Genomic DNA, 26,278 nt, shown 5'->3' on the forward strand with positions numbered 1-26,278 from the left:
TAAAAACCCCGGGAAAAGGAGTCTTCCATGATCATCCATCTCGATCTCGACTGTTTCTTCGCCTCGTGCGAACGTCTTCTCGACCCTTCTCTCGCAGGCAAGCCTATTGCCGTGGGCGGACGGGGCGATCCGTTCATCTTCGCCCCGACTTCCAGGCGCAACATCGATGTCACGCTCGAAAACAGCGGGGCCTTCGTGCCGACCCTTTTTTACGATGCCCAGGCCGGTTTCGACGACTATTTCGTCGAAGGGGGCAGAGTCCGGGGCATCGTCATCACCTCCAGCTACGAAGCGAGAGCTTTCGGTGTCAAAACCGGCATGACGATCCGCGAAGCGCTGCGCCTCTGCCCCCGCATGATCGTCCGGCCGCCCAACCACCTCTTCTACCACGACCGCTCCCACACCCTCAAACAATGGCTGCAGAAACGGATCCCGGTGCTGGAGCAGTACAGCGTGGACGAATTTTTCGGTGACGTGGGTGGCTGGATTCCCGATAGGAAGGTGGAAGCCTTCTGCCATACCCTGCGCCGGGAGATCGAGAGCACATTCGGATTGCCCATCACGATCGGAGCCGCCCCCTCCAAATGGATCGCCAAGCTCGCCACCGGAGCCGCCAAACCCTCGGCAGGGAACGGGGTGAAAGTCATTTTTCCGGAGACGGTTGACAACTTTGTCAACCCACTTCCCATCGACGCCTTTCCGGGCATCGGGCGGGGATTTTCGAAACGCCTGAAAGCCTATAAAATCGAAACCCTCGGTGATCTGAAAGCGGCGAAACACCTGCTCTACCGCTGGAAAAAACCGGGCATACAGCTCTACCATCGTGTCAACGGTGACGACAACGAACCGGTCGTCGCCGGCCGCGACAGGCGTTCCATCGGCATCTCACGCACCATCGATCCCGTCTTCGACCGCAACGAAATCCGAAGAAGGCTTATCATCCTCTGCCGCCATCTGGCCCATCTCGTCGGAAAGATCGACGCCCATCCCCACACCATTTTTCTGGGGATCAAATACCAGTTCGGCCAAAAGAGCAAACGCAGCGTCACCGAACGCTTCACCTTCAGCGAGCTGACCCTGCGCAGAAGGGTGCTGGAACTTTTTGATACCATCGACATCTACCGGAGTCTCGCCATCGTCCGGCTTGGCATCAGCTGCGGCAATTTCGCCGTAAAACCGGTCACCGAAGGATCGCTGCTGACCTACGCAGCCGATCTCAAGGCGCAAAAACTTTGGCAGCAGACCGCCATCGTCCGGAAAAAATACGGCATCGATACGATCCGTTCGGCCGTGGAGATGATTTGATTCAGTCGTTGGTCGTTGGTGAAACGGAAGCAGATGCTCCTCTTTTCTGTCGTGCAATTTCGCCAATTTCGCACAAACTTCCAATCAAAATCGGATCAACGCGCGCCGATGACCAATGACTAATGAGCAGTCGCCTTCTCAAACACCTTCCGGCTCCTGTCGGAATGGAAGATGAAGGTCACATCCATATCCGGATGTGACTTTAGGAAATCCTTCACCGTTTTGTAGGCGATCTTCGCCGCCCGATCGGCGGGAAAGCCGTAGACCCCCGTGGAGATAGCGGGGAAAACGACGGAGTCGCACCCCAGTTCCACGGCAACTTTCAGGGAGTTTCGGTAGGCGTTGGCGAGCAGTTCGTCGCACCGGTCGCCACAACGTCCCCAGATGGGGCCGACGGTATGGATGACATACTGCGCGGGCAGGTTACCCGCTGTGGTCGCCACCGCTTCGCCGGTCGGCAGGCCGTCGGGGTATTGGGTCCGTCGGACCTCTTTGCACGCCGCCAGAATCGCCGGGCCGCCGGCGCGGTGGATCGCCCCGTCCACGCCACCGCCTCCCATCAACGACCTGTTGGCGGCATTGACGATGGCGCAAGCCTTCTCTTTCGTGATATCTCCGGCTTTAATGTGTATCGGCATCAATACACCTCTTTTCGATGGGCCACACGAACAAGTGTGATGATGAGCACATCTTCTTCTCTCACATAAATGATACGATAATTCCCCGCTCTCTTTCTAAATTTACCTCGATATTTTCCTTTCAGAGGTTTATCTCCGGAAAATTCGCCTTTTTCAAGTTGACCAATTTTTTTCCATACCAATTCCAAATCTTTATGGTCAATTTTTTTCAATTCCTTGAACACGCTATGAGGAACGAGAACCTTATACATTTTCCAATCCGAGTTTTTCCCTCACCTCTTTCAGCGAATAGAGTGTTTCTTTTCCGTTTTTTATATCGTCCAATCGCTTGTCGGAGATAATCTCGTCCAGTCTATCCATATAGGCACTCACCGCCTGTTCAATCAGCCATGTTCGGCTTCTATCCAACTCTTTGGCAGCTTCGTCGAGTGTTTTCAACAAATTCTCATCCATTCGTATATTGATCGCTTTTTTCATAAGGCTCCTTTTTTACTTTCAACATTTTTGTCAGATCGTTGATTTTTATCCAATGCCCTATGCCGATTCGCGGAGCGAATCATCATGCCCATTGTCTTTAAAAATCTTTTGTAGATACATTATACTACATGTGGATTCAAAAGTATCCTTTTTCCAAAGGGGACCTCTTTCTCTTCGGGCAGTACCCAGATCGTATCGTAAAACGGTTCCGTTTCGGGAAACCGCCCCTCTCCGTCGGTGAAATAGATCAGAAGTGCGGTCTGGGGCAGCTCTTTGTCTATGGTCTCGAACACCGGCCGAAAATCGGTGCCGCCGCCACCTTTGAGAGTGAAGTCGAGCACTTCGCCCGACCGGAACCGGTAGATACCCTGGATTTTGGCGTCGCATACCAGCAGATCCACTTCCGCATCGGGGAAGCTGAGCATCATCGCCTCCAGTTCGCCCATGAAAAGCCCCAGCAGTTTTTCGTCCACCGAGCCGCTGGAATCGATGGCGACGGTGACGGTGAGCCGCTCACTGGTCGTGGAAGGCAGATAGATGCCGTAAGCCAGCGCTTTTCTGTTGGGACGGGCGTAGGTGTAGTCGCTTTTGAGATGGCGGTGGATCGCCTGGTAGAGTTCGCTGCGCCAGTCGACGGAGCCTTGCACCCCTTTTTCGAAGAGCCGTTCCAGTCCGGCCGGCGTTTTGCCCTGATCCTTCGCACGTTTCAACGCCTCCTGCATGGCGTTGGCCCACATCTCTTCCAATGCCGGCTCCAGCTCCTGGGGTGGAAGGGGGAATTTCTCGCTTCCTTCTTGTTTTCGCTCTTTGGAAGGGGCCTGCTCTTTCTGGCGGTTTCTGTTCTGCTCGTTGAACCCTTCTTCGTTGCTCTCGTCGTCGTTGTACTCTTCGTTTTTGATCTCATCTTTCAAAACGGCGTAGATTGCTTCGGCGTACATGCCGGAAAAACGCGCCTCGAAGCGGGCACCCTCGGGTATGTGAAATCCGTTTTGCGCCAACAGGTCGTTGATGGCGTAATCGGTGGCGAGCTGCCAGAGCCACCCCTGGCGGGAGAGTTTGCGGTTTTCGTGGGAGAGAACATGGTGCATGACGCTGTTGGCCAGGGCAAACTCGACACTCTCCACGGGCACTTCGGCAATCCATTCGTCGTTGTATTGCAACACCCGTCCGTCGCTCAAAAAGGCTTCCACCTCGTCGCTGGACTCCATCTTCAAGCGGCTGGCCAGCAGACCGAACCAGGGATTTCTCACCACCAGGCGCGTCTTGGCGCGGGCAATCTTCTCTTCGGGGTTCATGTCAGCAGGTAAGCGAACTTTTGTATCCACGTTTTGAAGCGGGGCGATTTCTCAAGCAGGACCCCTTTGTGCTGCAGCTCCTTGACGATCATCACCGAAAACTCCGGCGGCAGTTCCATCAGGTAGGCCAGCAGATACTCCAGCCTCTCCTTGGGCGTGTCGGCATCGATACGCTGTAGAATCATCGAAGCGAGCACATGGAGGGCGTTTGGGTCTTCGGGAATCCCGCACGTCTCCCCCTCCAGCAGCGCCTCCACGTCCGGCAGATCCTTGGCGGCGGCCCGCCAGCTCAGAAATTCCGCCGCCAGCTCCTCCCCAATACTTCCGGCAATGAGCGGCATCAGCAGTTCCGCCTCCGGCGTCGATTTCAAAATTTTGTCCACATACTCCCAGCTTCGGGGTGTGGCGAAAGAGCGATGGGACGATGTGGCATCGAACATGAAAAGGGCGTCGGGACGGGCGGCGATGAATCCGACGATGGCGGGGTCGATCCCACGTTCCGTCGCCCATCGCCGCCACTGGGCGGGATCGCTCTGCATCCGCAGATGGACGAAACGGTTGGCCAAAGGCGCGGGCATGCGGTAGACCACCCCCCGGTCGCTCTCCCTATTGCCCGCCGCCACGATGGCCCACCCTTCGGGCAGTTCGTACTCACCGATTTTTCGATCCAGTATCAGCTGGTAGGCGCTCGCCTGCACCATCGGCGCGGCGGTATTGAGCTCGTCGAGAAACAAAATCCCCTCCGCCACGCTGCCATCGGGCAGAAAGGCGGGCGGCGCCCAGACCGCCTTGTGGGCCTGCTGGTCGAAAAAGGGAATCCCCCGCAAATCGGTGGGATCGAGCAGAGAGAGCCGCAGGTCGACAAAGCCGATCCCCTTCTCTTCGGCGATTTGCCGGACGATGGAGGATTTGCCGATACCCGGTGGCCCCCAGAGAAAGAGCGGCACCCGCTCCTCCACCAGGTGGGCGACCGCCGTTTTCGCTTCATTTGGTTTCAAGAGACAATCCTTTGAATTTCGGTGATTGGTGATTGGAGAGTTGGATGAATGGCGGTCATTGCATTCCCAGGTTTTGGCGTATATAGTCTCCGAACGCTTCGTTACGCTTGAGAATCTGGTTCAGTTCGCCATCGGTCTGGTAGGCAAGCAGAATCTCGATGGGGGTGGCCGGGTTGGCGGCCAGGGCTTTCTGGATGTCTTTCTCCTTGATTTTGGAAAAGTTGCGCAAAAGCCGCTCGGGGGTGGAGGGGTTTTGGGCCAGCGCGACATAGAGCGCTTTGTCCCGTACCCGCGTAAGTCGCTCCAATAGCGCCTTGGGCGCAGAGGGGTTGCCCGCCAGGGCACGCAGGATGGATGGCATGCGTGTCCGCTCCAACCTCTCCGGCAGCTCGACGGGCAACGCCTCGTTGGAAGCCAGGGCGACGAGAACGCTTTCGATACCGCTCTCCATCAGCTTTTCGAACGCCTCTTTTTCCAGCCGCTCGTTGGAAGCCAGGGCGCACAGTATCTCCTCCTCCTTTTCATCCACCAGCCGTTGGAGCGTCTTTGCATCGAAGGGTTGATGGGTCGCCACGGATTGGCGAACCTTCGGCGGTCCGGTTTGCATCAAGGTTTCGCGCACCGCATCCGAGAGAGAGGGGTTTCTCGCCAATCCTTCCAGTACCCACACATCCTCTTCTCTCACCAGCCGCTCCTGCATCGCTTCGGGCAGGGAAGGGTGGGCCGCGAGCAATCCCCGCAGTCTGGTCTCATCTTTTTGCAAAAAGGAAAGAAGCAGCGGTTCGGGAAGGGCGGGGTTGGAAAGCAACGCTTCATGCAGCGATCTGGGCATCCAGGCATCCTGGCTTCGCTGGGTGATTTCATAGTCGGGAATCTTGGTCAGCGCCTCCAGAAGCGCCGGATTGTCAGCCTGTGCCGCCACCAGAAAGAGCCCGACGGGCGAATACTGGATATTGTGGTTTCTCTTAATGTCAGGATAGAAACGGGCCACCACACTGCCTGCGATATCGCGGTTTTCATCGCTTTCGTAAGGCCCCAGACCTTCCCAGTCGTAGCGCTTGAGAATGTCGCAGAAGAGGTCGTCGCCGATGGCCGGGTTGTGCAGCAGATTGATCATCCGCTCTCTGTTTGGAAAAAGGGTGAGGCTGGCCAGCAGCGATTCGGCGTCGATATGGGTGGCGTACCACCGCTCCAACGCTTCCAGCGTCACCACCGGTATGCCCGCTTTTTCCTGCGCGTCGCTCCACGCCTCTTCCACCGGATTGACCAGCCGTCCAAGAACGATAAGGCCAATCTCTTCGTCCTCCATCGACTTCGCTCTTTGGGCCCCCACACGATCCAAAAAGAGTTCGATATCCTCTTCGCTCATCGTCCGGGTACGCCCCAGAAACAAAACCCGCTTCCCGGCAACCTGCGCCACAGCCTCTTCCAGTCTCACCATCTCAGAAAGGGTTCTCCATCTTCGCTTCGATCCACCGGCTCGCCCGCTCTCTACGGAGCCTTTTCGCGAAATCGGCGGCCGTCCAACCGAATTCATCCTGGGCGTAAATGTCCGCCCCGTTGGCAAAAAGGAGTTCCATCATCTCGATATAGTCGAAAGAGGCGGCCAGCATTAAAACCGTCATACCACTCTTTCGGCGTGTCGTCGCCGGATCGAGCCCTTTTTCGATGAAAAGCTCCACCAGGTCCAAGCGGTTCTTCTCCACCGCCTCATCCAGCAGGCTTACCCCCTCTTCCGTCGTCCACGTCAGGTCGGCACCCCGCGCCAGGAGCAGCTCCACCATCTTTCTGGATGCGCCGCTCTTGATGGCGACTAAAAGCAGCGGCCACCCTCTCTCATCGGTCATGTTTGCGTCAGCCGCTTCCAGCAGACGTTCGACTTCGTTTAACGCATCGGCTTTCACCGCTTCGATCAATTTATTTTTATTATCATTCATAAGAAGATTATAGCAAGAACTCTGATAGCAATTTTTCTTTTTCGGTTTTTAGTTTTTAGTTTTTAGTTTTTCACTAGGAGTGGTGACCCCGGCGCGATTCGAACGCGCGGCCTTCGGATTAGGAATCCGATGCTCTATCCTGCTGAGCTACGGGGTCTGGTTTCGAGAGTTTAAAAAGATTGAGGAGGTATGGTGCCCCAATGAGGAGCAGGGAAAGAGCAGAGCGCTCTTTCCCTTCAATTCACTGTTCCCTGTTCACAGTTGACCGGAAGACCGGAGAAATCCGGTCTTTCCATCAGCCGTTGCGCTTCTTGATGATCTCTTCGGCGACATTTTTGGGAACCTCTTCGTAATGGTCGAATTCCATCGCGTAGGTTCCGCGTCCCTGTGTGGCGGAGCGCAGGTCGGTGGAGTAGCCGAACATTTCCGCCAGAGGCACGAATGCGTTGACGATCTTGTTGCCGTGGCGGTCTTCCATGCTGTTGATCTGTCCGCGGCGGCGGTTCAGGTCGCCGATGACATCCCCCATGTACTCTTCGGGCACTTCCACTTCGACTTTCATGATGGGTTCGAGAATGACGGGATTCGCCTTCTTCGCGCCCTCTTTGAAACACATGGAACCGGCCAGTTTGAAGGCCATTTCACTGGAGTCGACGTCGTGGTAGCTACCGTCGTAGAGGGTCACTTTCACATCTTCGACAGGATAGCCGGCGAGAACGCCATTTTGCATCGCTTCCTGGACCCCTTTGTCGACGGCGGGGATATATTCGCGCGGAACGACACCACCCTTGATGGCATCGACGAATTCGTAGCCGCTGCCCGGCTCCATCGGCTCCAGTTTCAAGAAGACGTGGCCATACTGACCGCGACCGCCGGACTGCTTGGCGTACTTGTACTCCTGCTCGACCGGTGTCTTGATGGTTTCGCGGTAGGCAACCTGGGGCTGACCCACTTCCGCTTCGACCTTGAATTCGCGCATCATACGGTCGACGATGATCTCCAGGTGCAGCTCACCCATACCGGAGATGATGGTCTGGCCGCTCTCTTCGTCGGTATGGACGCGGAACGAGGGATCCTCTTCGGCCAGTTTCTGCAGAGCGATGGACATCTTCTCCTGGTCCGCTTTCGTCTTGGGCTCGACGGCAACGGAGATAACCGGATCGGGGAACTCCATCCGCTCGAGGATGACCTTCTCTTTTTCGTCGCAAAGGGTATCGCCGGTCAGGGTCGATTTCAGACCGACGCAGGCGCCGATTTCCCCGGCGTAGAGCTCTTTGATCTCTTCGCGTTTGTTGGAGTGCATCTTCAGCAGTCGTCCGATGCGCTCTTTTTTGCCTTTCGTGGAGTTGTAGACGTAGCTTCCCGCATCGATGATGCCGCGGTAGACACGGATGAAGGTGAGCTGTCCGACGAAGGGGTCGGTCATAATCTTAAACGCCAGTGCGGCGAACGGGCCGTCGTCGGTGGACTGGATTTCGATAGGATTGCCTTCCATATCTTCCCCGTGAATGTTGCGAACTTCCGTCGGCGCGGGCAGGTAGTCGACAACCGCATCCAGAAGCGGCTGAACCCCTTTGTTTTTGAAGGCGGTTCCGCAGAGCATAGGAACCATGCTCATATCGAGCGTCGCGGCTTTGATACCTTTCTTGATCTCCTCTTCGCTCAGCTCCTCGCCGCCGAAATATTTCTCCATCAGCTCTTCGCTGGTTTCCGCGACCGCTTCGATCAGCTTTTCGCGATACTCGTTGGCCTGGTCGACCAGGTCGGCGGGGATATCGGTCACTTCGAACTTCTGTCCGAAGCCCTCATCTTCCCAGATGATCGCTTTCATCGTCACGAGGTCGACGACACCCTGGAAATCGTCTTCCGCGCCGATGGGAATCTGGATCGGCACGGCATTGGATTTGAGGCGCTCTTTGATCTGGCGCTCCACTTCGAAGAAGTCGGCACCGACACGGTCCATCTTGTTGACGAAAGCCATGCGGGGAACGCCGTATTTGTTGGCCTGGCGCCATACCGTTTCAGACTGGGGCTGAACGCCACCGACCGCACAGAAGACGGCGACCGCGCCGTCGAGAACCCGCATGGAGCGCTCGACTTCGATCGTGAAGTCGACGTGGCCGGGGGTGTCGATGATGTTGATCTGATGGTTTTTCCAAAAACAGGTCGTCGCAGCCGAGGTGATCGTAATACCGCGCTCCTGCTCCTGCTCCATCCAGTCCATCGTCGCCGCGCCGTCGTGGACTTCGCCGATTTTGTGCGAGAGGCCCGTATAGAAGAGAATACGTTCCGTCGTCGTCGTTTTTCCGGCATCGATGTGGGCGGCGATACCGATGTTTCGTACACGTTCAATGGGGGTTTTTCGTGCCATCTGGTTTTCCTTTTAACGTTGGTAAAATTTGGGGGATTATAGCAAACAGTCGTTTAAAAAATTCCAAACAGGCCAAGCCTGTCTGGAGCATGTAGACAAGTAAAGGTCTGAGTCGCTTACCATCGGTAGTGGGCGAACGCTTTGTTCGCTTCTGCCATCTTGTAGGTATCTTCTTTTTTCTTGTAGGCCGCGCCGCGTTTTTCGCTCGCTTCAATCAGTTCGTTGGCAAGTCGGGCCGCCATCGTGCGTTCGTTGCGTTTGCGTGCCGCGTCGATGATCCATCGGATCGCGAGTGCCTGCTGGCGAACCGGACGGACTTCGATCGGCACCTGATAGGTGGCACCGCCGACCCGGCGGCTTTTGACTTCCATCAAAGGCTTGACGTTTTCGATCGCCTCTTCAAAAATTTCGATTCCTTTTTTGCCGGTCTTCTCTTCGGCGATCTTCAAAGCACTGTACATTACTGTTTCAGCAACGGATTTCTTTCCATCCAGCATAATTCCGTTGATAAACTTGGTGACCACTTTCGAGTTGTAAATCGGGTCAGGCATCACTTCACGAACGGGTGCTCGTCGTCTTCTCATTCTGTTTTCCTCTTGTTGAACTTGTTAATTATTTGGGGCGCTTCGCACCATACTTGGAGCGTGACACACGGCGGTTTGCGACACCGGCAGTATCGAGCGCACCGCGTACGATATGGTACTTGACACCCGGAAGGTCTTTGACACGGCCGCCGCGTACGAGTACGATGGAGTGTTCTTGCAGGTTGTGTCCCTCTCCGGGGATGTAACTGATGACCTCGAAACCGCTTGTAAGACGGACCTTCGCGACTTTACGAAGCGCCGAGTTCGGTTTTTTCGGTGTCGTGGTATAGACGCGCGTGCAGACGCCGCGTCGCTGCGGACACTTGACCAGTGCCGGAGACTTCGATTTTTTGATGACCTTTTTGCGTTCCTTGGGGACCAATTGGTTAATGGTAGGCACTCAAATTCCTTTCTTGTAGATAGATTTCTCAAAATTGATGGCAAATAATAGCCAAAGAAATATTATATTTAACTTAAATTAAGTAACTTTTAATTTTTTAGGATCCCCGGTGGGCAGAAGAGGCGGTTACGCCTCTTGCGTACCCAGCTTGACGTTCTCCTGTCTGTAAAGCCCGGTTCCGACCGGAATGAGACGCCCGATGATGACATTCTCTTTCAGATCTTCCAGCGGATCGACCTTCGCGGAGATGCTCGCTTCGGTCAGAACTTTGGTCGTATCCTGGAACGATGCGGCGGAGATGAAGCTGTCGGAACTGACCGCCGCACGGGTGATACCCACCAGTACCGGTTCGGCGATGGCCGGTTCGCCGCCCAGCTTCATGATGCGTTCGTTCTCTTCGGCAAACTGACGGCGGCTCACCAGATCTCCCGCGATGAACTTGGTATTGCCACTGTCGACAATGCGCACCTGTCGCAGCATCTGCGAATAGATGATCTCGATGTGTTTGTCGGAAATGTTGACCCCCTGTCGGCGGTAAACCTGCTGGATTTCGCTGACCATGTAGTAGTGCAGCGCCTTCTCTCCGAGAATCCGCAGAATGTCGTGGCTGCTGACGGTACCGTCGGTCAGCTTTTCGCCGGCGTGGACGAACTCTCCGTTGTGGACGAGAATCTGTCGGTTCTTGTCCACCAGATACTCGCTGGTCTGTCCGTTTTCACCGGTGATGATGATACGCTCCTTGCCACGCAGCGGTTTGCCGAAGGCGACGATGCCGTCGATCTCCGCGATCAGGGCCGGATCTTTCGGACGACGCGCTTCGAAGAGTTCGGAAACGCGCGGAAGACCTCCGGTGATGTCGCGGGACTTGGCGATCGCCTTCGGAGTCTTCGCGATGATATCCGCGATATGGACTTCCTGGCCATCCTGCACGAAAATCGCCGTTTTCGGGTCCATCGTATAGCGGATGATCTCTCCGCTCTCTGTCGCCAACACAATGGCGGGCTTGTATCCCGGCGGGGTATACTCGTTGATCTCCAGACGGGTCTGGCCCGTGATCTCGTCGAACTGTTCGCTGGCCGTGATGCCGGGAATGATATCTTCGAACGTCACTTTGCCGTTCGCTTCGGCGATGATCGGATCGGTATAGGGGTCCCACTCGGCGATGACGATATGCTCCGTGCCTGCCGGTTCCGCGATCACCGTATCGGCTGTTACCTCCGCATCGTCACCGACCTTGATGATCGACCCGCGCGCGATATAGTGGCGGTTCGCCTCGCGTCCCTGGCTGTCGGCCACGACCGCGAAGAGCCCCTTCTCCTCGATCTTGTCTCCGACATGGACCCCGCTGTAGCGCTCGAGGTAGTCGCCGCGAAGCTGGAAGTACTTCAGGGTACCGTTCTCTCCCGCCCTGATCGTCTGGGTGACCGGCGCGCCGTCCTTGACCCGCAGCTCCGCCGCATAGGGAATGCGGTTGGGGACGTTCCATCCGTCTTTGATCACCTCGACAATCGAATCGTGCTCCTCCACTTTCGTGCCGCTGCCGTAAGGCAGATAGAATTTCCCTTCGATCTTTCCGCTGACGCCGGCGAGCTCGTTGGGTTTCGCCACGTCGCTTTTTCGAAGCGCATAGCGGACCTTCTCCTCTCCGTTTTTTAGCGTCAAAATCACCTCTTCGTGGATCGTCTGGACCGTCAGTTCACCGGCAAAAGGCGCCTTGATCTTCGGTTCGACCAGCAGGATACCGGCATTTCGGCGGTTCGCCACCAGCAGCTTGCCTTCGCTGTTGGTGTAGGTTTTGAGGTTGTAATACCGGATGAAACCCTCTTTGGTGGCGACTGCCTGACGCTCCGCCTTCTCGCTGGATGCCGTACCACCGATGTGGAACGTACGGAGTGTCAGCTGCGTACCGGGTTCACCGATCGACTGGGCCGCGATGATACCGATCGCCTCGCCCACCTTGACCAGTTTGCCCTCGCCCATGTTGAGGCCGTAACATTTGGCGCAGACGCCGCTGGGCGCCTTGCAGGTGATCGGCGTGCGGATCGTCACGGCACGGACGCCGGCGTCTTTGATCAGCTGCGCCTTTTCGTCGTCGATGAGCGTGCCTTCGGCTATCAGAATCTCGTTGCTGATCGGATCGATCACGTCGTCGGCGAGGACACGGCCGTGGACGCGGTCCTCAAGCGGTTCGATCATCTCGGAACCGATCGTGATGTCGGTGATCTCCACGCCTTCGTGGGTGCCGCAGTCGTCCATCGTCACTTTCACATTCTGTGACACGTCGATCAGTTTGCGGGTCAGGTAGCCGGCGTTGGCCGTCTTGAGCGCCGTATCCGCCAGACCTTTGCGGGCACCATGGGTCGAGATGAAGTACTCCAGAACGTTCAAGCCCTCTTTGAAGTTCGAAACGATAGGCGTTTCGATGATCGAGCCGTCCGGTTTGGCCATCAGGCCGCGCATACCGGCGAGCTGTCGGATCTGCGCCGCGGAACCTCTCGCACCCGAGTCGGCCATCATGAAGATGGAGTTGAATCCCTCTTTGTCTTCGCGGATCAGCTTCATCATCGCTTCGGCGACGGCGTTGTTGGTATCGGTCCAGACATCGACGATCTTGTTGTAGCGCTCCTGCTCCGTCAGCAGACCCGCGCTGTACTGCTGCTGGATCTCGCGGACACGTTTTTTCGCATCCTCGACCAGCTTGTACTTCTCCTCCGGAATCCGGATATCGTCGGCGGAGATCGAAACACCCGCCATCGTAGCGTATTTGAAACCGAGATCCTTGAGGTTGTCGAGAAATTCGGCGGAAATCTTGAGACCGCCGAATTTATAGACATAGTCGATCAGGACGCCGATATCCTTCTTCTTGAGCACCTTGTTCCACATATGCTCGGGCACGAAATCGGGCAGGATCGACTTGAGAATCAGCCGTCCGGCCGTCGTATAGACGACACGGCCGTCGACCATTGTTCGGACACGGGCGTTGATATCAAGATGCTCCCCATCGAGTGCCGTCAGAACCTCTTTGACGTTGGCGAAGAGCTTGTTGGAGCCCTTCACATCCTTGCGCTCCAGCGAAAGGTAGTACAGACCCAGAATCATATCCTGGCTCGGTACCGTGATCGCCTTGCCACTCGCGGGCAGAAGAATATTCATGGAGCTGAGCATCAACAGTTTGCACTCGGCGATCGCCTCCTGGCTCAGCGGCACGTGGACCGCCATCTGGTCCCCGTCGAAGTCGGCGTTGAAGGCGGCGCAGACCAGCGGGTGGAGCTGAATCGCCTTGCCGTCGACCAGAACCGGATGGAAGGCCTGGATCGAGAGTTTGTGCAGTGTCGGCGCACGGTTGAGCATCACCGGGTACTCGTCGACGATCTCCTGCAGGCACTCCCACACTTCGTTGGTTTTCTTCTCGATCATGTTTTTCGCCGCTTTGAGGGTCGTGGCGTACCCTTTCTCCTCCAGTTTCGCGAGCAGGTGCGGTTTGAAAAGCTCGAGGGCCATGTTTTTGGGAAGTCCGCACTGATCCATGCGCAGGTTCGGGCCGACGACAATGACGGAACGTCCCGAAAAGTCGACACGTTTACCCAGAAGGTTCTGGCGGAAGCGTCCCTGTTTTCCCTTGATCACTTCGCTCAGTGATTTCAGAGGGCGCTTGTTGGCTCCCTTGACGGCGTTGCCCCGGCGGCCGTTGTCAAAAAGCGCATCGACCGCCTCCTGAAGCATCCGCTTTTCGTTGCGGACGATGATCTCCGGCGCATCGAGCTCCATCAGGCGTTTGAGACGCTGGTTGCGGTTGATGACGCGGCGGTAGAGATCGTTGACGTCGCTGACCGCGAACTTGCCGCCATCCAGCGCCACGAGGGGACGAAGATCGGGCGGAAGGACGGGAAGGACGTCGAGCATCATCCATTCGGGGCGGTTGTTGGAATTGAGGAACGACTCGATCACCTTGAGGCGCTTGATCAGAGTTTTGCGTTTCGCTTCGCTTCCGGTTTTCTCCACCTCCTCCTTGAGGGCGTGGAAAAGCTCCATGAGGTCCAGATCGGCCAGCAGACGCTTGATGACTTCTCCGCCCATCTCGGCATGGAAGCCGCTGTCGGCGAATCGGGTATAGAGCGACTGGAACTGCTCCTCGTTGAGAATGTCGTATTTCAGAACCGGCGATTTGCCTTCGTTGTCGTAGCTCGCCTCGCCGGGATTCTCCACGATATAGGCTTCGTAGTAGAGAACCCTCTCGAGATCCTTCATTTTTACCCCAAGCAGCGTACCGATGCGGCTCGGCAGGGAGTTGACATACCAGATATGGGCGACGGGCGTCACAAGATCGATGTGCCCCATGCGGTATCGGCGCACTTTGGATGTGGTCACCTCGACGCCGCACTTTTCGCACACGACGCCCTTGTAGCGCATCTTCTTGTATTTGCCGCAAAGGCACTCGTAGTCGCGGACCGGTCCGAAGATTTTTGCACAGAAGAGTCCGTCACGTTCCGGTTTCAGTGTGCGGTAATTGATCGTTTCGGGCTTTTTGACTTCGCCAAAACTCCAGGAGAGAATCTTCTCGGGGCTTGCGAGTCGAAGCTGAATCGCCTTGATATCTTTCGGGCGATTCTCTTCCGTTACTTCGATGGGTACCAGTTTCTTCATTGCTCTTCTTCCTCTTCTTTTTCATCTAAAAGCTCGACGTCGAGTGCAAGCGACTGCAGCTCTTTGGCCAGTACGAACAGTGTTTCCGGAATTCCTGCGGGCGGCACGTTCTCGCCGCGGGTGATCGCCTTGTAGGCGCGCACACGTCCGTCGACGTCGTCCGATTTGATCGTCAGCATCTCTTTGAGGACGTTGGCGGCGCCGTAGGCTTCCAGCGCCCACACTTCCATCTCGCCGAAGCGCTGTCCGCCGAAGAGCGCCTTGCCGCCCACCGGCTGCTGGGTCACCAGACTGTAGGGGCCGGTGGAGCGGGCATGCATCTTCTCGTCGACGAGGTGGTGCAGTTTGAGCATATACATGTAGCCGACATTGACGCGCTCTTTCATGCGCTCGCCCGTCTTGCCGTCATACAGCACACATTTGCCGTCGCTGTCGATTTTCGCCATTTCGAAAAGTTTCGCGAACTCTTCGGCGTTGACGCTTTCGAAAACGGGGGTCGCGAACCGCACCCCTTTGCTCCAGTCGCGGGCGTATTTGACAAGCTCCTCGTCACTCATGCCATCGAGCATCTCTTTGGCATTCATCAGTTTCGCCACGTCGGCGATCTCCTCCATCTTCTGCCGCAGCTCTTTGACGAAATTCTCTTTCTTTTCGTCGAAAATCGCCTGAATCTGATCGCCGAGACGCTTGCCGACGAGTCCCAGGTGGACTTCCAGAATCTGCCCGATGTTCATACGCGAAGGGACACCCAGCGGATTGAGAATGATCTCGACCGGCGTACCGTCCTCGAGGTAGGGCATATCCATTTCGGGGACGATGTTGGAGACGATACCCTTGTTACCGTGGCGTCCCGCCATCTTGTCGCCCACTTTGAGTTTCCGCTTGGTGGCGATGTAGACTTTGACAAGTTTTGTGACGCCGTTGGGGAGGATGTCATCTTTTTCGAGAATATGGAGTTTCTCTTCGTGCTCCTCACGTAGTTTGCGTTTTTCTTTCTGGAAGTGGTTTTTCAGCGATTCGTATTTGTGCTGAATCTCTTCGTCGAAATGTTTGGCGATGGCGCTGAGCGCGAAGCGGTTCACCTGCTCCAGCTCCTCCTTGCCGATCTTCTCGCCCGCTTTGAATGTTTTGCCGTTGATTTCCACGTCGCTCTCAAGAACTGCATTGCCAAGAAGCGAATGGATACGGAGCATCTCCTCACGGTCGAGCATCAGCAGTTTGTCGTGGTGCTCGCGATCGAGTTCCGCCTTCTCCTCTTCGTAGGCGCGGATGGCGCGCTGATCCTTCTCGTACCCCTTTTTCGTGAAGATTTTGACATCGACGACAATTCCTTCCATCGAGGGCGGGCAGTAGAGCGATTTGTTGACGACGTGGCCCGCTTTCTCCCCGAAAATGGCACGCAGCAGACGCTCTTCGGGTGTCGGCTTGACCTCCCCTTTGGGGGAGACCTTGCCGACCATGATCATGCCCGGCTTGATATAGGTGCCGATCTTGACGATACCACTCTCGTCAAGATGCGCGATATCCTCTTCCCGCACGTTGGGAATGTCGCGGGTGATCTCCTCGATTCCGTGCTTCAGTTCACGCGCCTCGACCTCTTTCTCGTAGATATGGACCGACGTGAACGTATCCTCTCGGATAAGCTTCTCGCTGACGACGATCGCGTCCTCGAAGTTGTATCCGTTCCACGGCATGAAGGCGACCATGATGTTCTTTCCGATGGCGAGTTCGCCCTGATCCATGTTCGGCCCGTCGGCGATGACCTGGCCCGCTTCGACCTTGTCGCCTTTCCTGACGATAGGGCGCTGGGTGAAGGTGGTGTTCTGGTTGGTGCGCATATTTTTCTGCAGCGAGTAGTGGTCGATGAATGCACCCTCTTCGTCCTCGCCCATGATGTAGATGTTTTTGGAATCGATCTTCTCGACGATGCCCCCGCGCCTGGCCTTGATGCTGACCCAGGCATCCCGGGCAATCAGTTTCTCCACACCCGTGCCGACGATCGGCGCGTCGGAGACGAGCAGGGGCACGCCCTGTCGCTGCATGTTCGATCCCATCAGGGCACGGTTCGCGTCGTCGTGCTCCAGGAACGGGATGAGGCTCGCTGCCACACCGACGACCATCAGAGGACTGAGGTCGATGTAATCGACTTCGTCGCGGTCGACGAGAATGATCTCTCCGTCGCGTCGCGCTTCGATCAGGTCCTCGAGGATGTTGCCCTCCTCGTCGAGTTTCGTACTCGCCGGAGCGATCGTCAAACCCTCTTCCTGGGTCGCCGTCATATAGACCACCTCGTTGGTGACACGCCCCTGTGATACTTTTTTGTAGGGGGATTCGATGAATCCGAGATCGTTGACCTTCGCGTAGGAGGCGAGCGTGTTGATCAGACCGATGTTCTGGCCTTCCGGGGTTTCGATCGGACAGATACGGCCGTAATGGGTCGGGTGAACGTCGCGGACCTCGAAGCCCGCGCGCTCTTTGACGAGACCTCCCTCGCCCAGTGCCAAAAGACGCCGTTTGTGGGTCACTTCCGAAAGCGGGTTGGTCTGGTCCATGAACTGGCTGAGCTGTCCGCTGGTGAAGAACTCCAGGATCGTGTTGGTGATCATCTTGGAATTGATCAGGTCGTGGGGCATCAGTTCGTCCAGGTTGCCGCTCATCGTGCTCATCTTGTCGCGGATCGCCTTCTGCATCTTGATGAGGCCCGATTGCAACTCGTTGCCAAGCAGCTCGCCGATGGCCCGTATCCGGCGGTTGCCAAGGTGATCACGATCGTCGATGTGGCCGCGGCCGTTTTTCACACGGATCAGGTACTGGACCGTCTTGATAATGTCCTCGTCGGTCATGACGGTAACGTATTCGGGGACTTCGACGCCCAGTTTGTGGTTCATCTTCATGCGTCCGACACGGGTGAGGTCGTAGCGTTCCGGATCGAAGAAAAGCTGTTTGACGAAAGCTTTGGCCGCATCTTTTGTCACCGGTTCGCCCGGCCGCATCACTTTGTAGATGCGGATCGCGGAAAGGTCGTTTTCGTCTTCGATCTCTTCGGTCTGTTTCAGCAGTTTCAGGCTCTCCTGGTCGGCATGGAAGGCGTTGATGATCGACTGATCCACGCCGGTGGCCAGGTCATCCGCGATAACGAATTCGTCGACACCGTTTTCAAGAATCTTCTTGAGTTTGTTTTCGTCGAGCTGAGTCAGTGTGTCGAGCAGGACTTCACCGCTCTCCTGGTCGATGATCGGCTCGGCCAGGTGGCGCTCGATCAGGACGTCGACGGGATACTCCACCCACTCGAGTCCGTCTTCGACCAGTTTCTTCGCACGCTTGGCGGAGAGGCGCTTGCCCGCAGCGATGATCAGGTTGCCGTCTTCGTCTTTGACGTCGTATTCCAGGCGTCCCGAAAAATTCTCCGGTTTGAAAGGCATCAGGAATTTGTTGTTTTTGACACGGATACGCATCAGAGGATAGAAGAGTTTGAGAATGTCCTGCTTCGTGTACCCGAGAGCTCTGAACAGGATGGTCACGGGAATTTTCCGTCGCTTGTTGATGCGCACGTACAGGACATCTTTCGCATCGTATTCGAAGTAGAGCCACGATCCGCGATCGGGAATGATCTGCGCCGTATAGAGCAGTTTGCTGGTGCCGGTCGCCGCTTCCTCTTCCTTGAAGATGACACCGGGGCTTCGGTGCAGCTGGTTGACAACGACACGCTCGACACCGTTGATGATGAATGAAGTCCGTTCGGTCATCAGCGGGATATCACGGACAAAAATCGACTGCTCCTTGATATCTTTGACACCGGTTTTCTCACCTGTCTTGTCGTTGCGTTCCCACAGTGTCAGTCGAATCTTCATTTTCAAAGAGACGGCGTAGGTGAGTCCGCGCTCCATGCATTCCCGCACCGTGTATTTCGGCTTGGTGATCTCGCTGCCGATATATTCGAGTGTCAGGCGGTTCTGGGGATCATGGATGGGGAAGATAGATCGGAAAACATGTTCGATACCGCTGTTGGTTCGATCTTTTTCATTGATCATCAAAAAGTTGTCGTAACTGCTCTGTTGAAGTTGCAGGAGGTTGGGGACTTCGATCTCCTGGGGTGTCTTGGCAAAATCAACACGTAAGCGGTTTCCTGATTTAAGATTGTTAAGCATGGGCTAAGACCTCATTCAGTAGTGTGTTGCATAGGAAGTACCTGGATTCGGTACGAAAGTTAAGCGTAAAGCTAATAGTGTAGTGCAAAACGGATAAAGGGAAGGTTGTGCCTTCCCTTTATATATCTGTTTTAAAATGTTATTTAACTTCGACAGTCGCGCCAGCTTCTTCGAATTTGGTTTTGAGCTCTTCGGCCTCTTCTTTGCTGACACCTTCTTTGATGGTTGTCGGTGCATTGTCCACAGCCTCTTTCGCCTCTTTGAGTCCAAGACCAGTCACTTCGCGGACCACTTTGATGACGTTGATCTTCTTGGCGCCCGGGCTGGTCAGGACCACGTCGAATTCGGTCTTCTCTTCTGCCGCGCCGCCCGCTTCGCCGCCGGCCGCGCCGGCTACGACCATCGGAGTTGCGGAAACGCCGAAACGCTCTTCAAACTCTTTGACGAGCTCGTTGAGCTCGAGAACAGACAAACCTTCAATGTATTCAAACAATTCTTCTTTCGTAATTGCCATCGTTATCTCCTCTAATAGATAATATTTTCCGGCGGCCAGACCGCCGTTTTACGCTGCGATCAGGCAGCCTCTTCTTCTTTTTTCTTCGCCAGGTTGTCGAGTCCGGCCGCCAGGTTGCGCAGTGGCGCAGTCCAGACAGACAGCAGCATGCCGAGAAGCTCTTCGCGCCCCGCCAGTTTGCTGTACTCGTCGATCTTTGCCGCATCGACGGGCTGCTTGTCGATGACGCCGCTTTTGATGACGAATTTGTCGTTCTCTTTCGCGTATTTCGCGACAGCTTTGGCGGTAGCGATCGGGTCTTCTCCCCAGACAGCCATGTTCGTATCGATCAGTTCCACCCCTTCGATACCCGCATTTTTGAATGCGATGTTCGCCAGTGTGTTTTTGATGACACGCGCACCCAGTCCGGCTTCGTATCCGATTTTACGGAACTCTTCCATCTCCTTGACCGTCATCCCTTTGAAATCGACGATGACAACGCAGTTGGCCTGTCCGAACGCATCGGAAAGTTCCGCTACCAGCTGTTCTTTTTCGCTTCGGGTCATGTTTCCTCCTTTCCGACCGAGACTTCAAGAAGGGCGGCGTAATGCCGTTTAAGCTTTCGCCCCTAACTATCTCCAGTCTAAGATAAAGCGCACCGGGCGCTTACTTGATCTCCATCAGCTCGTTGGTGTCGAGTTTGACCGAGGGACTCATCGTCAGTGAGAGCGCAGCGTTTTGGATGTAGCGTCCTTTCGCTGCCGCGGGTTTTTGCCTGTTGATCGCCGCGACGAATGCTTTGAGGTTCTCGGCGAGCTTTTCGGCATCGAAGCTCGCTTTGCCGATACCGGCATGGATGTTTCCCTTCTTGTCGACGCGGAAGTTGACCTGTCCGCCTTTGGCATTTTTGACACCCTGGGCAACATCCATCGTGACGGTGCCGGTCTTGGGGTTCGGCATCAACCCTTTGGGCCCGAGGATACGGCCTATTTTACCGACCTGTCCCATCATATCGGGGGTTGCAATGACAATATCGAAATCGAGGTTGCCGTTTTGGATCTCTTCGACAAGATCCTCCGCTCCGACGACGTCGGCACCCGCCTCTTTCGCTTCGTCGGCTTTCGCACCCTTCGCGAAGACGGCGACACGGACGGTTTTGCCTGTTCCGTGGGGAAGGACGACGGCACCGCGGACCATCTGGTCCGCATGGCGGGGGTCGACGTTCAGGCGCAGTGCCAGTTCGACCGTTTCATCGAACTTCGCAGATTTGAGATCTTTGACGAGTTTTGTCGCCTCCTCGACCGAGTAGGTTTTGTTGGTATCGATTTTTTCGAGCAGTTTCTGGACTCGTTTGGAAAGTTTCTTGGACATTATCTATTCTCCGCAAATGTATTTTTTGCTACCGCATCTTTTCGATCTGGCGGTGAAGATCGTTTAGTCGACAACCTCGACACCCATGCTTCGGCAGCTTCCTTCGATAATCTTGGCGGCCGCTTCCTCATCGTGAGCGTTCAGGTCATCCATTTTCGTTTTAACGATGTTCATGATCTGTTCGCGAGTGATTTTTCCGACTTTGTTCTTCAGCGGATTGTCACTGCCCTTCTGCAGACCGATCTCTTTTTTGATCAGGTCGGTGACCGGAGGCTTCTTCGTCACGAAAGTGAAACTTCTGTCGGAATAGACGGTGATGACGACGGGGATGTTGTATCCCATCATATCTTTCGTCTTTTCGTTGAACGCTTTGCAGAACTCCATGATGTTCACACCGCGTTGTCCCAGTGCGGGTCCTACCGGAGGAGACGGGTTCGCCTTCCCGGCAGGAATCTGCAACTTGAATTCATCAACAACTTTTTTTGCCATTGCGTATCCCTTCTATATGAGTTTGATATTCAGATGATTTTTTCGACCTGCGAGTAGAGGATCTCTACCGGCGTGCTACGTCCGAAGATCGAGACGTTGAGCTTCAGCTTACCGTGTTCAAGATCGTACTCCTCCACCATTCCGGTGAAGTTGGCGAAAGGACCCTCGATGATCCGGACCATTTCGCCCGGCTCGAAAGAGATTTTCGGTTTCGGAGCCGCTCTGTTTTGAATTTTGTCCAGAATGTTTTTGACATCTTTCTCGCTCAGGGGCGTCGGTTTTTTCGACTCACCGATAAAGCGAGAAACACGCGGCAGCGACTGGATCTTGTGCCACAAGTCGGTGTCAAGATCCATTTTCGCGAAAACGTATCCCGGATAGAGCGACCGTTCGGTGATCTTCTTTTTTCCGTTTTTGACTTCGATCACATCCTCTGTCGGAACGACGATCTCTTCGATCTTGTCCTCGATGCCCAATTGCTTGGCCATCGTTTCGATAGCGTTTTTCACGCTTCTTTCGCTTCCCGCATAGGTCTGTATTGCGTACCATTTTGCTGCCATCGTGTCTCCTTAGATCAACGCAGAGAGAGATGCAGACATGATCAGATCGATCAGCGCCAGGAAAAGCGATACGACTGTCACGACGACGAAGACGGCGAAAAATGCCTGTCGAACCTGCATTTTGGTTGGAAAAATGACTTTGGATAGTTCTATTTTTGCATGGTTGACATAGTTTATCAATTTTTCCATGATTTCATTTCCTTAACGTGGCAGGGCAGGAGGGACTCGAACCCACAACCTACGGTTTTGGAGACCGTTGCTCTACCATTGGAGCTACTGCCCTAGAACAAAGCGAAACCCGCTCGGGGTTTAGCTTTTGAGTTTGACTTCTTTATGAAGTGTGTGTTTGTTGCAGCGCGGACAATATTTCTTTGTCTCGAACTTTTCCGTATGGGTCTTCGAGTTCTTCGTGGTCGTGTAGTTGATTTCACCACACTCGCTGCATTTGAGTCCTATATTGATTCTCATTGATTTTATCCTTCGGGTTGAGGGCACCCTTTCCGGGATGCCCCCATGGGTTCATTATGCGAGGATCTTGGAAACAACACCTGCACCGACAGTACGTCCACCTTCGCGGATCGCGAAGCGTGTACCTTCTTCGAGTGCGATCGGAGCGATAAGCTCAGCAGTGATCTTGACGTTGTCGCCAGGCATAACCATTTCCGTTCCCTCAGGCAGGGTGATGGCACCGGTTACGTCCGTTGTACGTACGTAGAACTGCGGGCGGTATCCGTTGAAGAACGGAGTGTGGCGTCCGCCTTCCTCTTTTGTAAGAACATAGATTTCCGCTTCGAATTTCGTATGCGGAGTGATGGAACCGGGCTTACAGAGAACCATACCGCGCTCGACTTCCTCTTTTTTCGTACCGCGAAGAAGAACACCGCAGTTGTCGCCGGCTTCACCGCAATCCATCTCTTTGCGGAACATTTCGACGCCGGTGACAGTTGTTTTCTGCGTATCGCGGATACCGACGATTTCGATCTCGTCGCCGACACAGACTTTGCCGCGCTCGATACGTCCGGTAACGACGGTACCGCGTCCGGAGATGGAGAATACGTCTTCGATCGGCATCAGGAAATCTTTGTCTGTTTCACGCTCAGGAGTCGGAATGTACTCATCGATCGCGTCCATCAGCTCAAGAATTTTTTGGCTCCATTCGCCGAGTTGGCCGCTTTTTGCCTCTTCGAGCGCTTTGAGAGCGGAACCGATAATGACCGGAGTGTCGTCACCCGGGAAATCGTACTCGTTAAGAAGTTCGCGAACTTCCATTTCAACAAGCTCAAGAAGCTCTTCATCGTCAACCATATCCGCTTTGTTCAGGAATACAACGATGTACGGAACGCCAACCTGTCGGGCAAGAAGGATGTGCTCGCGAGTCTGGGGCATCGGACCGTCCGCCGCAGAAACAACGAGGATCGCACCGTCCATCTGAGCGGCACCTGTAATCATGTTCTTGACGTAGTCGGCGTGACCCGGGCAGTCGACGTGCGCGTAGTGGCGCTTGTCGGTTTCGTACTCGACGTGGGATGTCGCGATGGTGATACCGCGCTCACGCTCTTCCGGCGCGTTGTCGATCTGATCGTAATCCATCAGTTCCGCTTCACCTTTTGTCGCGAGAACCGCAGTGATCGCTGCAGTGAGTGTAGTTTTGCCATGGTCGACGTGACCGATGGTACCGATGTTGACGTGCGGCTTGGTTCGTTCGAATTTTTCCTTAGCCATATGTTCCTCCATAAAGAATTTAAAATAGGGTACCTCTGCAAATTGGCCGACAAAGTCAATTTACAGAGGCACCCTGCCAAATGTGCGCCGTATTATACCAAAAAAACTGTCAATATGTGCTTGCACGCTCCAGCACTTTTCTTCAGGCCCGATTTCATCGGTATTAAGAAAGCGTGGAGCCCAGAAGCGGGATTGAACCGCCGACCTCTTCCTTACCAAGGAAGTGCTCTGCCACTGAGCTATCTGGGCATTTTGTACCAGGAGTTGAAGTCTACGGGGTCCGTGGTTTTCTTTTTCGCGAATTTGTCGAAAAAGTCAAATGGACCACTCTTCGATTGCAAGAATCAAAAAAATTCAGCTCCCAGAATCATGGAGCGGGAAACGGGACTCGAACCCGCGACCCTCAGCTTGGAAGGCTGATGCTCTAGCCAACTGAGCTACTCCCGCGCATTGAAAGACAAAGCCGTGGTGGTGGGAGGAGGATTCGAACCTCCGAAGGCGAAAGCCAGCAGATTTACAGTCTGCCCTCGTTGGCCACTTGAGTATCCCACCAGCTGTCTTTTCTGGTACAAACACTGACAATAAAAAGAATGGAGCCGGTGATGGGACTCGAACCCGCGACCTGCTGATTACAAATCAGCTGCTCTAGCCAACTGAGCTACACCGGCATGTAAAAATGGAGTGCAATTGTAATATCTTTTCTATCGCTTGTCAAGAGTTTTTTGAATTTTCTTCAAAAATCGTCGTCGCGGGATCGGTGGCGCTCTTTGCGGCTGTAGCTCTTTTTCCGCTTCGATTTGCGGATCTGATTGGCTTCGTGCAGCAGCAAAGCGCGTATCTCGTCACTCTCGCTCCCGCTCTCGCACAGCCGGTTGGTCTTTTCGATGAATTGCTCCAGCTTCTCGAAATAGTCGTTGTAGAGGGGAACTTTCTGAACGTGCGAGAGTTTTTCGTTCGCACTCTTGACGAAAGCGTCGAACTCGTCGGTTTTGAAAGTCTCCTTCTGCACGAAGTTGACGATGCGGTTGAGATAGCGCTCGAGTTCGCGCTTGTAACGGGTCAGAAGATACTTCTCCCTGCGCTTCTCTTCCAAGGCCGCTACCTGCTTCTGCGTTGGGATGGATGGACATGCTTCACGACGGCGATCTCCTCGGCGTGCCACAGCTTTTTGACGATGGCGTCCGAGGCTTTGGCGTACCCTTCCTTCCGTGCCACATCCATCCACGGTCTCTGGCCGAAAGCCTCGAGAATCTCTTCTGCACTCTTGCTTGGGTCCAGGTCTGCATCAAGGCCGCTCTCCCGTTTTGCCAGGAAAAAGAGCTCGATGAAACTCTCCTCGAAACGGTTGAGAACGTTGATTGTAAACGCTTCGAAATCCTCCAGGCCGCTCTTGGCGTACTCCTCGACGAGCAGCGAAACCATCCGGTTCATTTCGTCCACCGGAATCGTGCGGAAAACCACTTCGGCGGTACGCTTTCCGCCGGTATATTCGCACCCCAGAAAGATACGGGCCGATTTGTCGTTTCTGCCGAATTTGCTGTTGCGCAATCCCACGATGCCGATATCGGCGTGCTTGTGGCGCCCGCACCCTTTCATGCACCCCGAAAAACCAACTTTGATGTCATGCGCCATCAGTTGCTCCACCGGAAGGTAGTGGGCCTCCTCCTTGATGCTCCAGTAGGAGAAGGGGCAGTATTCGCTGCCGGCGCAGGCGACGACGGTGGGGGAGGTGTCGCGCTGCGGAAAAGGGGCCGCAGGCTCTTTGATGCCCAGAATATAGAGCTGCTGGTCGATGCCGATGCGCAGCTCCGCGCCCTCTTTTTGAACGAAATCGGCAATCCGCACGATTTCGTCCGATTGGATGAGGCCGTAATCGGTATGGTAGCGGTATCCCCAGCTGCCGTCTGCCAGCTCTTCCCAGTCACCGAAATGGCGCTTTTTCAGCAGGGATTCGCCGGCGCTTCGCCACGGCTTTTGGTAAAACTCCGCGATAAAAGCCTTCACCTGTTCCATCCCGTAGTGTTCTATCATATGGAAAAGGCGGCTCTTCATCCGTTTCTCCCGCAGGCCGTAACGGTTGAAGGCGGCGATGACCGCCATGGCGAAATCGACGACCTCCTCTTTGCCCACGAAGATGTCGGCGCTTTTGGAGATTTCGGTGTTCTTGCCTCCCATATAGACGTTGAACCCCTTTTCTGTCTCCTTCCGGGCCAGGCCGAAAAAGAGGTCGTTGGAAAAGAGCGGCCAGCTGTTTTCGCGCATGCCTGTCATCCCGATGGAGATACGCCGCGGCAGCATTCCGACAAGATCGGGGTGTTTCAGAAAACGCTTGTGAAGTTCGTCGATGAAGGGGAAAGCTTCGATCTCGCAGCTTTTGCCCCGCCCGTCGAAAGGGTCGGTCACCACATTGCGGACATTGTCTCCGAATGTCTGCCAGGTACTGAGCCCCTCCATGGCGTTGACCTCTTTAAACACCTCCAGGACGTTGTGCGATTCCAGCCCGTGCAGCTGCATCCCCGATCGTGCCGTCAGGATCAGAGCGAGGTCCTCGTTTTCGACGATCTCGGCGATGCGCCTAAAATGCTCAGCCCGGATGCGTCCGCCGGGCACACGCACCCGCAGCATGAAGGTCTCCTCTTCGATTTCGGAGTTGAAGATACCGTAATCCTGCAGGTAGATACGGTCGCCTACGCCCAGGTTGTCGAAATCGAGTTCGTCGATCTGGGCGAAAAAGTCATAGGGGCGGATGGCGGCCTTGTACTTTTCGTACCGCTTTTCCACCAGATGTTCGGGGGCAAGATACATACGCAATCCTAAAAACGGGAAAATTCGAGTGCTCTATCGAG

The 26,278-nt window shown here is 55.0% G+C and carries 23 protein-coding genes and 6 tRNA genes; 1 reads left to right on the plus strand and 28 read right to left on the minus strand.

The features are described from left to right. Positions 1-27: 27 nt before the first annotated feature. A complete protein-coding gene (locus JMG82_RS06545; protein WP_201351928.1) occupies positions 28-1,305 on the plus strand; it encodes a DNA polymerase Y family protein in 1,278 nt (425 codons plus the stop codon). 119 nt (positions 1,306-1,424) lie between these two features. On the opposite strand, the gene JMG82_RS06550 is transcribed toward JMG82_RS06545, so the two are convergent. The 28 genes from JMG82_RS06550 to JMG82_RS06685 form a co-directional block, all read right to left on the minus strand. Continuing rightward, complete coding sequence (locus tag JMG82_RS06550) at positions 1,425-1,943, minus strand: O-acetyl-ADP-ribose deacetylase (RefSeq protein ID WP_201351929.1); 519 nt, start codon at positions 1,941-1,943, stop codon at positions 1,425-1,427. Next, complete coding sequence (locus JMG82_RS06555; RefSeq protein WP_201351930.1) at positions 1,943-2,194, minus strand: type II toxin-antitoxin system RelE family toxin; 252 nt, start codon at positions 2,192-2,194, stop codon at positions 1,943-1,945. The genes JMG82_RS06550 and JMG82_RS06555 overlap by 1 nt, the downstream gene beginning before the upstream one ends. After that, positions 2,187-2,420 carry a ribbon-helix-helix protein, CopG family gene (locus JMG82_RS06560; protein WP_201351931.1) on the minus strand — a complete coding sequence of 78 codons (234 nt, stop codon included), beginning with the start codon at positions 2,418-2,420 and terminating at the stop codon, positions 2,187-2,189. The genes JMG82_RS06555 and JMG82_RS06560 overlap by 8 nt, the downstream gene beginning before the upstream one ends. Before the next feature lie 119 nt (positions 2,421-2,539). Beyond that, positions 2,540-3,715, minus strand: coding sequence for a vWA domain-containing protein (locus JMG82_RS06565; RefSeq protein ID WP_201351932.1), 1,176 nt, complete (start codon positions 3,713-3,715; stop codon positions 2,540-2,542). Continuing rightward, a complete protein-coding gene (locus tag JMG82_RS06570) occupies positions 3,712-4,713 on the minus strand; it encodes an ATP-binding protein (RefSeq protein ID WP_201351933.1) in 1,002 nt (333 codons plus the stop codon). The genes JMG82_RS06565 and JMG82_RS06570 overlap by 4 nt, the downstream gene beginning before the upstream one ends. Before the next feature lie 55 nt (positions 4,714-4,768). After that, positions 4,769-6,154, minus strand: coding sequence for a hypothetical protein (locus tag JMG82_RS06575; protein WP_201351934.1), 1,386 nt, complete (start codon positions 6,152-6,154; stop codon positions 4,769-4,771). A 1-nt stretch (position 6,155) separates the two neighbouring features. After that, positions 6,156-6,650, minus strand: coding sequence for an ankyrin repeat domain-containing protein (locus JMG82_RS06580; protein ID WP_201351935.1), 495 nt, complete (start codon positions 6,648-6,650; stop codon positions 6,156-6,158). 80 nt (positions 6,651-6,730) lie between these two features. Then, positions 6,731-6,807, minus strand: a tRNA-Arg gene (locus JMG82_RS06585). 138 nt (positions 6,808-6,945) lie between these two features. Further along, the gene (gene fusA / locus JMG82_RS06590; protein WP_201351936.1) at positions 6,946-9,021 is read right to left on the minus strand and encodes an elongation factor G; all 2,076 of its coding nucleotides are present in this window, start codon (positions 9,019-9,021) and stop codon (positions 6,946-6,948) included. 116 nt (positions 9,022-9,137) lie between these two features. Next, positions 9,138-9,605, minus strand: coding sequence for a 30S ribosomal protein S7 (gene rpsG / locus JMG82_RS06595; protein ID WP_201351937.1), 468 nt, complete (start codon positions 9,603-9,605; stop codon positions 9,138-9,140). Positions 9,606-9,633: 28 nt separating this feature from the next. Next, positions 9,634-10,005: a 30S ribosomal protein S12 gene (gene rpsL / locus JMG82_RS06600; RefSeq protein ID WP_201351938.1), complete on the minus strand. Its 372-nt coding sequence runs from the start codon at positions 10,003-10,005 to the stop codon at positions 9,634-9,636. A gap of 126 nt (positions 10,006-10,131) precedes the next feature. Then, on the minus strand, positions 10,132-14,649 hold the full coding sequence (gene rpoC, locus JMG82_RS06605; RefSeq protein WP_201351939.1) for a DNA-directed RNA polymerase subunit beta': 4,518 nt from the start codon (positions 14,647-14,649) through the stop codon (positions 10,132-10,134). After that, on the minus strand, positions 14,646-18,797 hold the full coding sequence (gene rpoB / locus JMG82_RS06610; RefSeq protein WP_201351940.1) for a DNA-directed RNA polymerase subunit beta: 4,152 nt from the start codon (positions 18,795-18,797) through the stop codon (positions 14,646-14,648). Before rpoB ends, rpoC begins: the two co-directional genes overlap by 4 nt. 139 nt (positions 18,798-18,936) lie before the next feature. After that, on the minus strand, positions 18,937-19,311 hold the full coding sequence (gene rplL / locus JMG82_RS06615; RefSeq protein WP_236579110.1) for a 50S ribosomal protein L7/L12: 375 nt from the start codon (positions 19,309-19,311) through the stop codon (positions 18,937-18,939). Positions 19,312-19,370: 59 nt separating this feature from the next. Then, a complete protein-coding gene (rplJ, locus tag JMG82_RS06620; RefSeq protein ID WP_201351941.1) occupies positions 19,371-19,856 on the minus strand; it encodes a 50S ribosomal protein L10 in 486 nt (161 codons plus the stop codon). A gap of 100 nt (positions 19,857-19,956) precedes the next feature. Further along, on the minus strand, positions 19,957-20,661 hold the full coding sequence (gene rplA, locus JMG82_RS06625) for a 50S ribosomal protein L1 (protein ID WP_201351942.1): 705 nt from the start codon (positions 20,659-20,661) through the stop codon (positions 19,957-19,959). Positions 20,662-20,724: 63 nt separating this feature from the next. Further along, positions 20,725-21,150 carry a 50S ribosomal protein L11 gene (gene rplK / locus JMG82_RS06630; RefSeq protein WP_201351943.1) on the minus strand — a complete coding sequence of 142 codons (426 nt, stop codon included), beginning with the start codon at positions 21,148-21,150 and terminating at the stop codon, positions 20,725-20,727. A 29-nt stretch (positions 21,151-21,179) separates the two neighbouring features. Then, entirely contained in the window at positions 21,180-21,710 is a 531-nt protein-coding gene (gene nusG / locus JMG82_RS06635; protein ID WP_201351944.1) for a transcription termination/antitermination protein NusG, read from the minus strand. Between the two features lie 9 nt (positions 21,711-21,719). Next, a complete protein-coding gene (gene secE, locus JMG82_RS06640) occupies positions 21,720-21,899 on the minus strand; it encodes a preprotein translocase subunit SecE (protein ID WP_201351945.1) in 180 nt (59 codons plus the stop codon). 18 nt (positions 21,900-21,917) lie between these two features. Further along, positions 21,918-21,993, minus strand: a tRNA-Trp gene (locus JMG82_RS06645). 26 nt (positions 21,994-22,019) lie between these two features. Then, positions 22,020-22,178, minus strand: coding sequence for a 50S ribosomal protein L33 (gene rpmG / locus JMG82_RS06650; RefSeq protein ID WP_201351946.1), 159 nt, complete (start codon positions 22,176-22,178; stop codon positions 22,020-22,022). 54 nt (positions 22,179-22,232) lie between these two features. Further along, positions 22,233-23,432 (minus strand): elongation factor Tu, encoded by a 1,200-nt coding sequence (tuf, locus tag JMG82_RS06655; protein WP_201351947.1) that lies wholly within the window; start codon positions 23,430-23,432, stop codon positions 22,233-22,235. A gap of 174 nt (positions 23,433-23,606) precedes the next feature. Continuing rightward, a tRNA-Thr gene (locus JMG82_RS06660) sits at positions 23,607-23,681 on the minus strand. A gap of 121 nt (positions 23,682-23,802) precedes the next feature. Next, positions 23,803-23,879: transfer RNA gene (locus JMG82_RS06665), tRNA-Gly, on the minus strand. Between the two features lie 19 nt (positions 23,880-23,898). Next, positions 23,899-23,984, minus strand: a tRNA-Tyr gene (locus tag JMG82_RS06670). A gap of 39 nt (positions 23,985-24,023) precedes the next feature. Then, a tRNA-Thr gene (locus JMG82_RS06675) sits at positions 24,024-24,100 on the minus strand. A gap of 65 nt (positions 24,101-24,165) precedes the next feature. Then, entirely contained in the window at positions 24,166-24,525 is a 360-nt protein-coding gene (locus tag JMG82_RS06680) for a hypothetical protein (protein ID WP_201351948.1), read from the minus strand. A 5-nt stretch (positions 24,526-24,530) separates the two neighbouring features. Beyond that, positions 24,531-26,237 carry a nitrite/sulfite reductase gene (locus JMG82_RS06685; protein ID WP_201351949.1) on the minus strand — a complete coding sequence of 569 codons (1,707 nt, stop codon included), beginning with the start codon at positions 26,235-26,237 and terminating at the stop codon, positions 24,531-24,533. Positions 26,238-26,278: the final 41 nt, after the last annotated feature.

Origin of the sequence: Hydrogenimonas urashimensis (assembly GCF_016593255.1) — a bacterium.
Lineage (GTDB): Bacteria > Campylobacterota > Campylobacteria > Campylobacterales > Hydrogenimonadaceae > Hydrogenimonas > Hydrogenimonas urashimensis.